Annotated in this window: 8 protein-coding genes and 1 rRNA gene; 3 read left to right on the top strand and 6 right to left on the bottom strand. The window is 54.6% G+C overall.

The annotated features are described in order from the left end of the window. Window positions 1-112: ribosomal RNA gene (locus tag ABVM99_RS23435) — 16S ribosomal RNA — on the bottom strand; the annotation flags it as partial. Between the two features lie 625 nt (window positions 113-737). On the opposite strand from ABVM99_RS23435, the gene purH reads away from it, so the two are divergent. After that, the gene (gene purH, locus ABVM99_RS23430) at window positions 738-2,327 is read left to right on the top strand and encodes a bifunctional phosphoribosylaminoimidazolecarboxamide formyltransferase/IMP cyclohydrolase (RefSeq protein WP_001187520.1); all 1,590 of its coding nucleotides are present in this window, start codon (window positions 738-740) and stop codon (window positions 2,325-2,327) included. A gap of 15 nt (window positions 2,328-2,342) precedes the next feature. Further along, window positions 2,343-3,632 carry a phosphoribosylamine--glycine ligase gene (gene purD / locus ABVM99_RS23425; protein ID WP_023194461.1) on the top strand — a complete coding sequence of 430 codons (1,290 nt, stop codon included), beginning with the start codon at window positions 2,343-2,345 and terminating at the stop codon, window positions 3,630-3,632. Here the strand turns inward: purD and zraR are convergent. Next, the gene (gene zraR / locus ABVM99_RS23420) at window positions 3,629-4,954 is read right to left on the bottom strand and encodes a sigma-54-dependent response regulator transcription factor ZraR (protein WP_000617933.1); all 1,326 of its coding nucleotides are present in this window, start codon (window positions 4,952-4,954) and stop codon (window positions 3,629-3,631) included. The genes purD and zraR overlap by 4 nt on opposite strands. A gap of 5 nt (window positions 4,955-4,959) precedes the next feature. After that, entirely contained in the window at window positions 4,960-6,357 is a 1,398-nt protein-coding gene (gene zraS / locus ABVM99_RS23415) for a two-component system sensor histidine kinase ZraS (RefSeq protein ID WP_001749433.1), read from the bottom strand. A gap of 253 nt (window positions 6,358-6,610) precedes the next feature. Between zraS and zraP the strand changes: the two genes are divergently transcribed. Continuing rightward, window positions 6,611-7,066: a zinc resistance sensor/chaperone ZraP gene (gene zraP / locus ABVM99_RS23410; RefSeq protein WP_000828129.1), complete on the top strand. Its 456-nt coding sequence runs from the start codon at window positions 6,611-6,613 to the stop codon at window positions 7,064-7,066. Window positions 7,067-7,107: 41 nt separating this feature from the next. Here the strand turns inward: zraP and ABVM99_RS23405 are convergent, their stop codons facing one another. From ABVM99_RS23405 to ABVM99_RS23395, 3 genes are all read right to left on the bottom strand, one after another. After that, window positions 7,108-7,800, bottom strand: coding sequence for a DUF1481 domain-containing protein (locus ABVM99_RS23405; protein WP_001083940.1), 693 nt, complete (start codon window positions 7,798-7,800; stop codon window positions 7,108-7,110). 11 nt (window positions 7,801-7,811) lie between these two features. Continuing rightward, a complete protein-coding gene (gene hupA, locus ABVM99_RS23400) occupies window positions 7,812-8,084 on the bottom strand; it encodes a nucleoid-associated protein HU-alpha (protein ID WP_001044509.1) in 273 nt (90 codons plus the stop codon). Window positions 8,085-8,270: 186 nt separating this feature from the next. Further along, window positions 8,271-8,861, bottom strand: coding sequence for a YjaG family protein (locus tag ABVM99_RS23395; protein WP_000940092.1), 591 nt, complete (start codon window positions 8,859-8,861; stop codon window positions 8,271-8,273). Window positions 8,862-8,884: the final 23 nt, after the last annotated feature.

The following is an 8,884-nucleotide window of genomic DNA, read 5'->3' as shown; positions in this document are numbered from 1 at the left end:
CCGTCCGCCACTCGTCAGCAAAGCAGCAAGCTGCTTCCTGTTACCGTTCGACTTGCATGTGTTAGGCCTGCCGCCAGCGTTCAATCTGAGCCATGATCAAACTCTTCAATTTAAAAGTTTGATGCTCAAAGAATTAAACTTCGTAATGAATTACGTGTTCACTCTTGAGACTTGGTATTCATTTTTCGTCCGAGGACGTTAAGAATCCGTATCTTCGAGTGCCCACACAGATTGTCTGATAAATTGTTAAAGAGCAGGTGCGACGCGGCTTTCAGCTCACCGTCGCGAGGTGGCGTATATTACGCTTTCCTCTTTCAGAGTCAACCCTGAATTTCAGGATTTTTCTCTTCAACCGACCGGCTGTTTGTGTGAAGTGATTCACATCCGCCGTGTCGATGGAGGCGCATTATAGGGAGTTCTCTGCTGACCGCAATAGAAAAATTGCAGAAAAATGACTGTTTGCTGCATTCCCCAGCAAAACCCCTGGTTATACCAATTTACGCACAGACTTATCCACAAAATGCGCGTTCATTTCCTGGATCTTCTCACTCTGCAAACGATCTTTCAGGGATAAAAGCGGGGCCAGAATTTAAAAAGAAAAATTCGCGAGCGTTGCGCAAACGTTTTCGTTACAATGTCGCCGCAAAATGAGAATGCCCCATAAGGGGCGTTAGCTGAGTTTTTTACGAAAAATTCAGCTAACGCTCTCTGTAATCGTCAAATCCAGGGGATTTACCATGCAACAACGTCGTCCAGTCCGCCGCGCTCTGCTCAGTGTTTCTGACAAGGCCGGTATCATCGAATTCGCCCAGGCTCTTTCCGCACGCGGTGTGGAACTGCTGTCTACGGGGGGCACCGCCCGCCTGTTAGCAGAAAAAGGCCTGCCGGTGACCGAAGTTTCCGATTACACCGGTTTCCCGGAAATGATGGATGGACGCGTAAAGACCCTGCATCCAAAAGTACACGGCGGCATCCTCGGCCGTCGCGGCCAGGACGATGCCATTATGGAACAGCACCACATCGCCCCTATCGATATGGTTGTCGTTAACCTGTATCCGTTCGCCGAAACCGTTGCACGCGTTGGTTGCTCGCTGGAAGATGCAGTAGAGAACATCGATATCGGCGGCCCGACCATGGTGCGCTCCGCCGCGAAGAACCATAAAGACGTGGCCATCGTGGTGAAGAGCAGCGACTACGACGCCATTATTAAAGAGATGGACGCTAACGAAGGTTCTTTGACCCTCGACACCCGTTTCGATCTCGCGATTAAAGCCTTCGAACACACCGCCGCCTACGACAGCATGATCGCTAACTACTTCGGCAGCATGGTTCCGGCCTACCACGGTGAAAGCAAAGAAGCCGCCGGTCGCTTCCCGCGTACGCTGAACCTGAACTTCATTAAGAAGCAGGATATGCGCTACGGCGAGAACAGCCACCAGCAAGCTGCCTTCTATATAGAAGAGAATGTGAAAGAAGCGTCCGTTGCCACCGCACAACAGGTGCAGGGCAAAGCGCTCTCTTATAACAACATCGCTGATACCGACGCGGCGCTGGAGTGTGTGAAAGAGTTCAACGAGCCAGCCTGCGTAATCGTCAAACACGCTAACCCGTGCGGCGTGGCGGTAAGTACCTCTATTCTCGACGCTTACGATCGCGCCTATAAAACCGACCCGACCTCCGCGTTCGGCGGCATTATCGCCTTTAACCGTGAGCTGGATGCGGAAACCGCACAGGCCATCATTTCTCGTCAGTTTGTCGAAGTGATCATCGCCCCATCCGCAAGCGAAGAAGCGCTGAAAATCACCGCTGCCAAGCAGAACGTCCGTGTTCTGACCTGCGGCCAATGGGCAAGCCGCGTTCCGGGCCTGGATTTCAAACGCGTTAACGGTGGCCTGCTGGTTCAGGACAGGGATCTGGGTATGGTGAGTGAAGCTGAACTGCGCGTGGTGTCCAAACGCCAGCCGACCGAGCAGGAGCTGCGTGACGCGCTGTTCTGCTGGAAGGTAGCCAAATTCGTGAAATCCAACGCTATTGTGTATGCCAAAGAGAACATGACCATCGGTATAGGCGCAGGCCAGATGAGCCGCGTGTACTCCGCCAAAATCGCCGGGATTAAAGCCGCTGATGAAGGTCTGGAAGTGAAAGGCTCAGCCATGGCTTCCGACGCGTTCTTCCCGTTCCGCGATGGTATTGATGCCGCTGCCGCTGTCGGCGTGAGCTGCGTTATCCAGCCTGGCGGTTCTATCCGTGATGATGAAGTCATTGCCGCTGCCGATGAACACGGCATTGCGATGATCTTCACCGACATGCGCCACTTCCGCCATTAATTCAGGGAGCAGACGATGAAAGTTTTAGTCATTGGTAACGGCGGGCGCGAACACGCGCTGGCCTGGAAAGCCGCACAGTCGCCGCTGGTTGATACCGTTTTTGTCGCACCGGGTAACGCCGGTACCGCGCTGGAACCTGCGTTGCAGAACGTGGCTATCGGCGTCACCGATATTCCGGCGCTGCTGAGCTTTGCCCAGAACGAGAAGATCGATCTGACCATCGTCGGCCCGGAAGCGCCGCTGGTGATTGGCGTGGTCGATGCGTTCCGTGCGGCGGGTCTGAAGATCTTTGGCCCAACCGAAGGGGCCGCGCAACTGGAAGGCTCCAAAGCGTTCACCAAAGATTTCCTCGCTCGTCACCAGATTCCGACGGCGGAATACCAGAATTTCACCGAGATTGAGCCAGCCCTGGCTTATCTGCGTGAGAAAGGCGCGCCGATCGTCATCAAGGCCGATGGTCTGGCCGCCGGTAAAGGCGTTATCGTGGCGATGACGCTGGAAGAAGCAGAAGCTGCCGTTCATGACATGCTGGCCGGTAACGCCTTTGGCGACGCGGGTCACCGCATCGTGATTGAAGAGTTCCTCGACGGCGAGGAAGCGAGCTTTATCGTGATGGTCGACGGCGAGCACGTTCTGCCGATGGCCACCAGCCAGGACCACAAACGCGTGGGCAATGGCGATACCGGCCCGAATACCGGCGGTATGGGGGCCTACTCACCGGCGCCGGTGGTGACTGATGAAGTGCACCAGCGCACCATGGAACGCATCATCTGGCCAACCGTAAAAGGCATGGCGGCGGAAGGGAATACCTATACCGGGTTCCTGTACGCGGGTCTGATGATCGACAAGCAGGGCAACCCGAAAGTTATCGAGTTCAACTGCCGCTTCGGCGATCCGGAAACCCAGCCGATCATGCTACGCATGAAGTCGGACCTGGTGGATCTTTGCCTGGCCGCCTGCGACGGCAAGCTGGATGAGAAAACCTCCGAGTGGGACGAACGCGCTTCATTAGGCGTGGTGATCGCCGCGGGCGGTTATCCGGGCAATTACAATACTGGCGATGAGATCCACGGCCTGCCGCTGGAAGAAGTGGCTGACGGTAAGGTTTTCCACGCGGGCACCAAACTCGCTGATGGCAACCGCGTGTTGACCAGCGGCGGCCGCGTACTGTGCGCCACCGCGCTGGGCCACACCGTGGCCGAAGCGCAGAAACGCGCTTACGCCCTGATGACCGACATCCGCTGGGACGGCAGCTTCAGCCGTAACGACATCGGCTGGCGCGCCATCGAGCGTGAACAGAACTAACGGCTGAGTTTAGCCAGCAGCGTTTTGCGCGTAATGCCCAATTGACGGGCGGCTTCGGTTTTGTTGCCGCCCGTTTTTTCCAGCGCCGCCAGAATCACCTCTTTTTCGACGTCCACCAGCGGTTGGATCTCACCACTGTATTCCGTTTTTATCGGCGTCGCGGTAATAGCGAGAGGCAATTCGCGTTCAGAAATGTATTCTCCCGTCAGCAACACCACCGCCCGCTCGATAGCGTTTTCCAGCTCACGGATATTGCCCGGCCAGTCGTAGTGGATCAGCAGATCCATCGCCTGCGGCGTAAACCCCTTCACCGCTTTTCGGTTACGTTCGGCAAAACGCCGCAGAAAATGGTCTGCCAGTAGCGGAATATCTTCCCGACGCTGGCGCAAAGAAGGCATTTCAATCGCCACCACATTCAGGCGGTAATAGAGATCCTGGCGAAAACGACCAGCACTCACCTCTTCCGCCAGATCGCGGTGGGTAGCGGCAATCAGCCGCACATCAACCGACACGGTCTGATTGCTGCCCACACGCTGCACCTCACGTTCCTGAATCGCCCGCAGCAGGCGTACCTGCATTAGCGGTGAAATATCGCCAATTTCATCGAGGAATAAGGTGCCGCCATCCGCTTCGACAAAGCGTCCCTCCCGACGTTTATCCGCACCGGTAAACGCGCCTTTTTCGTGGCCGAACAGCTCAGACTCCAGCAGCGATTCATTAAGCGCGGCGCAGTTGAGCGTGACCAGCGGTTTATCGCTCCTGGCGCTACAGGCGTGTAGCGCCCGCGCCACCAGCTCTTTACCCGTGCCGGAGTCTCCGTGAATCAATACCGTGGCGTCTGATGGTGCGACCATCGCGATTTCATTCAGTAAATGTTGCATCGCCGGACTGCTGCCAATCATGCCAAACTGCGCAGCCGACGCCGATGGCAATTCAGCGCCCGTTTCCCGCGTATGCGCCAACGCCTTTTCCAGCGTCTCCTGCAGACGGTCAAAATCCAGCGGTTTAATTAAATAGTCGAGCGCACCGGCTTTCAACGCCTCTACCGCCGTTTCCACGCTGGAGAATGCCGTCATAATCAAAATCGGAATGGCGGGGTTGAGCGCTTTAATCTCCTTCAGCGTGGCGATACCGTCCATCTCCGCCATACGCACATCGCACAGTACCAGATCAAAGACTTTCTCACGCACCTGAGCCAACGCATCATGCCCACTGTAGGCCAGAGCGACGTTATAGCCCCAGCCCCGAAGCAGCGCCTGTAAAATCGTGCAGTGGCTTACATCATCATCCACAACCAGAATATCGATTTTTCCGCGTATCACCCTTGTTAATCCTGTTGTCTCGCTATCACTGGCAACCAGATAGTAAAGACCGCGCCTTTACCCTCAATACTTTTCACCTTAATCGCACCGCCATGCTGTTCGATGATATTTTGCACCACAGCCAGCCCCAGGCCTGTCCCGTCAGCTTTGGTCGTAAAATAAGGCGTAAAAATCGCCTCCAGCTGATCCGGGGCGATCCCTTTCCCGCTATCGGTAACAGTGATGATAACGCGGTCGGTCCCACTTTCTTTTGCCTCTACGGTAATCGTTCCCTGGCGGCCAATCGCATGAATAGCGTTCAGGTACAGATTCAACAGCACCTGAGTCAGCCTGTCCGGGTCAGCCTGAATACGCTTAAGCGTCTCATTCGCCGTGAATCTCAACTGAATCTCTCTGCTTTGGGCATCCTGACTGACCAGATTCAGGGAGTGAGTAATAATATCATTGAGGTTAACCGCCTGGAGCGTCAGATGCGCGGGCTTTACCAGTTCGAGCAATTCGCTTACCACCCGGTTCAAACGGTCAGCCTCTTTGGCCATCACCTGCGCCAGTTCATGCGACTCGCCGCCGGCAGGCGTGCGCTCGGCAAAGTATTTCGCCAGCCCTTTGATGGACGAGAGCGGGTTACGAATTTCGTGCGCGACGCCCGCCGCCAGATGCCCCATCGCCACCAGCTTTTCTTTACGCTTCATTGCATCAAGCAGTTCTCTGTGTGAGCGCTGATAACGCTGATGCCAAAAAAACGCCAGTAACGTTGCCAACAGCACCGCCGCTAACGCAGACAAAACAATCAGCGTATTACGCCACTCCCTTGCCTGTGTCGCGGCCAGCTCGCTGGCGTCAAAGGCAATAAAAATAGTTTGTTTCGCTGGTTCGTCGTCATTGGCGCTACGCGCCATGCCGTGCCCCCTCATACCGTGACCTCTCATACCGAAAAGCGGCTGGAACTGACGGTAAATTTCCAGCGCAGGCACCGTCTCGCCGTTAGCAGCAACGTCGACACGCCGCCAACGCTCCTGCGGCCCGGGGTTTAGTTGATGCATTTCAGATGGGGAATAGAGCGATTTGCCCACCATGCCAGGGTTGCTATGAGTGATGATTACCCCCTGCGCATCCGTTACGGCGAACCACAACACGCCTGGCTGACCCGCCATCTCTTCCAGCAATGTCTGCTGCTGCGCGTGATGCATCCGCATTCCCATACCTACTCTCGTGCCGGACTCCAGAGCGCGAATGAGTACATTTCCCTTTTCCAGCAGCGTCTGCCTGGCGGCAGCGCTCTCACGGCCATAGTCGCGAATGACCATAATGGAAAATAGCCCCACCAGAATGAAGATCGCCGCAGGTAACAGCCGACTCAACCACGTTGCAGCGGCATCTTTATGTAATCGTATAAAACTCACAGGCTTCCCCGGCTCGTTTTTATTTTCCTTACTTAAGCAGAGATCATGCCATTCTTCGCTCCGCATAACCGCGCGTTGCCGCACACCCTTTCGGATACGGATGGGTAAAAATGACTCGCCAGGCGGGTCATGCGAGTCATTTTTACTCGCTTTTTGCCGCCTGAAGCGGGTTAACTCGCTGCCCGACAAGGAATAGTTATCTGGCACGGAAGATGCAAGAGAGAGGATAAGATGAGCAACAGGAGAACGCAAAATGAAACGGAACAATAAATCAGCTATCGCGCTAATCGCCCTCTCTCTTTTGGCCCTGAGCTCCGGCGCCGCCTTCGCCGGGCATCACTGGGGCAACAATGACGGTATGTGGCAACAGGGAGGTAGCCCGTTAACTACGGAACAGCAGGCGACGGCGCAGAAGATTTATGATGACTACTACACGCAGACCAGCGCGCTGCGCCAGCAACTGATATCTAAACGTTATGAATATAACGCGCTACTGACCGCCAGTTCGCCGGATACTGCGAAAATTAATGCGGTTGCCAAAGAGATGGAGTCATTAGGCCAGAAGTTAGATGAGCAACGCGTGAAACGGGATGTCGCGATGGCGCAGGCTGGCATACCACGCGGCGCAGGAATGGGCTATGGCGGTTGCGGCGGCTATGGCGGCGGTTATCATCGCGGCGGCGGTCATATGGGTATGGGAAACTGGTAGAGCATGTTTGCCGAATGGCGGCTTCGCCATTCGGTATTCCATCAAAAGGTTTTCGCTTGCGGCTGCCAGTGACAGAAATCTGAATTCGCCACCAGCAAAAGTTGCGATCCTTCCGGCGCCTCCAGCCATGCTACGCTCACCTCTACCGATGAGTGGTTCTGGCGGCGCTCAATGTGGCTTATTGCCCAGGAATCCAGATCCGGTTTCAGCGTTTCACCTTCACAGGTGGTTACCGTATGGTCGGCGTGCCAGCGTCCCTGGCGTAGTATGACCCGCCCCAGGCGCAAGGCGTCGCTGGTCTGACGGATTTGTTCGGCGCGATAGCGATACAAGGCAATCTGATCGTTGGAAAGCTGCTGCTTCTGCCCCCCAACTTCACGCTGCATAAAACTGAGTTCGCCATGAGCGTCGAAACGCGCGCGAATATGTTCTGGCGGTTTGCTGTAAATATTGAGTTCAATAAGCGAAAGCGTATCACCCTGCCAACGATATTCGCTGGTCGTCGTGCTGCCGCTATGCCACGGGCTAAAAACAGAAAGCAGATGGACTTCATCGTTCGTATCTTTACGCCAGATACGCACCGCGCCGTGATCGCCGGCAAAGCCGCTGGCAGTAAACGGAGGCGGTGAAGCGTTATGACTGCAGGCAGTCAGCAACAGCGCGCCAGAAAACAGAAACGCGCGACGCCAGACGGACAAAAGGGGCTGATAAGCCCCTTCGATAAAACTGTTCACAGTTACGCGTCTTACTTAACTGCGTCTTTCAGAGCTTTACCAGAAACAAACGCCGGTACGTTAGCGGCGGCGATTTTGATTTCTTTACCGGTCTGTGGGTTACGGCCAGTGCGCTCAGCACGGTGGTTCACTTTGAAGGTACCGAAACCAACCAGTTGTACAGCATCGCCTTCTTTCAGAGACTCAGTAATAGCAGCCAGAGTGGATTCCAGAGCAGCTTTAGCCTGGGTTTTGGACAGTTCTGCTTTGTCTGCAATTACATCAATCAGTTGAGTCTTGTTCATAAGTTATCCTTACAATGTGTTTATCGCTTGCTAAGCATCGAGTGCGACGGAAATGCCAGAAAAGCACTCTCCTGCATACACGCACCGATAGCCACTTTTTTTCGCCTCCCAAATGTAGACCAGACGGGGGGCATAAGGGAAGCCTTATGGCACGACAAATCAGACGTTAAATCACGTTTTCTGGTGTCATTGCTGAAAATTTATACCAATATTGCTCTCGCCAGCCTCGCGCAGGTCTGCCCTGAGCCCTTTTATCAGTTCAATATCACGTTCTTCGCAGTCGGCTAAAAGTCGGAATATTTCCCACTGAATATCCCATTCCTGTTCAACGGCAGGGTTCGTTTTGAGCTCCTCATCGGTCATTTCCCGACCAGCCTGAGTCATTTCCAACATCGCCACCGTAGTAATGGAAGTCTTACTAACCTCAATAGCGTGTTCCAGCGTTTCGCCGCTAAGACGAGAATGCATTAATTCGCTTAATGCGACGCAGGCATCAATCGCCGGGTAAACGCCGTACAGATCATAGTCGTCGGCTGCCGGAATTGCCTCTTCAAACTTCTCCAGTTGGCTATCGAAATTGACCTTTGCATCTTTCACCGTCAGGGTTTCCCAGATCAGATCCAGAATGCGACGGTAGATCTGTCCGTCGCCGAATTCCGTCTGCTTGCAAAACATGGCGTAGTTCGGGTACATGCGCTCGCACAAGCAGGCCATAAAGGTAACGTGCTGCCAGCTTTCCAGCCGCTCCAGACGCAAATGAATCGGGTTTTGTAACATGATGGAATCTCGAATCGGAAATT

The sequence above is a fragment of the Salmonella sp. SJTUF15591 genome (genome assembly GCF_043356435.1).
Taxonomy (GTDB): Bacteria; Pseudomonadota; Gammaproteobacteria; order Enterobacterales; family Enterobacteriaceae; genus Salmonella; species Salmonella enterica.
The sequence above is the reverse complement of the archived record's forward strand: the minus strand, read 5'-3'. Positions and strand labels throughout refer to the sequence as shown.

What these genes read in the sequence shown, in the direction of transcription:
- purH (WP_001187520.1), top strand. Translation starts at nt 738, where the DNA reads ATGCAACAACGTCGTCCAGTCCGCCGCGCTCTGCTCAGTGTTTCTGAC.
- purD (WP_023194461.1), top strand. Translation starts at nt 2,343, where the DNA reads ATGAAAGTTTTAGTCATTGGTAACGGCGGGCGCGAACACGCGCTGGCC.
- zraP (WP_000828129.1), top strand. Translation starts at nt 6,611, where the DNA reads ATGAAACGGAACAATAAATCAGCTATCGCGCTAATCGCCCTCTCTCTT.
- hupA (WP_001044509.1), bottom strand. Translation starts at nt 8,084, where the DNA reads ATGAACAAGACTCAACTGATTGATGTAATTGCAGACAAAGCAGAACTG.
- ABVM99_RS23395 (WP_000940092.1), bottom strand. Translation starts at nt 8,861, where the DNA reads ATGTTACAAAACCCGATTCATTTGCGTCTGGAGCGGCTGGAAAGCTGG.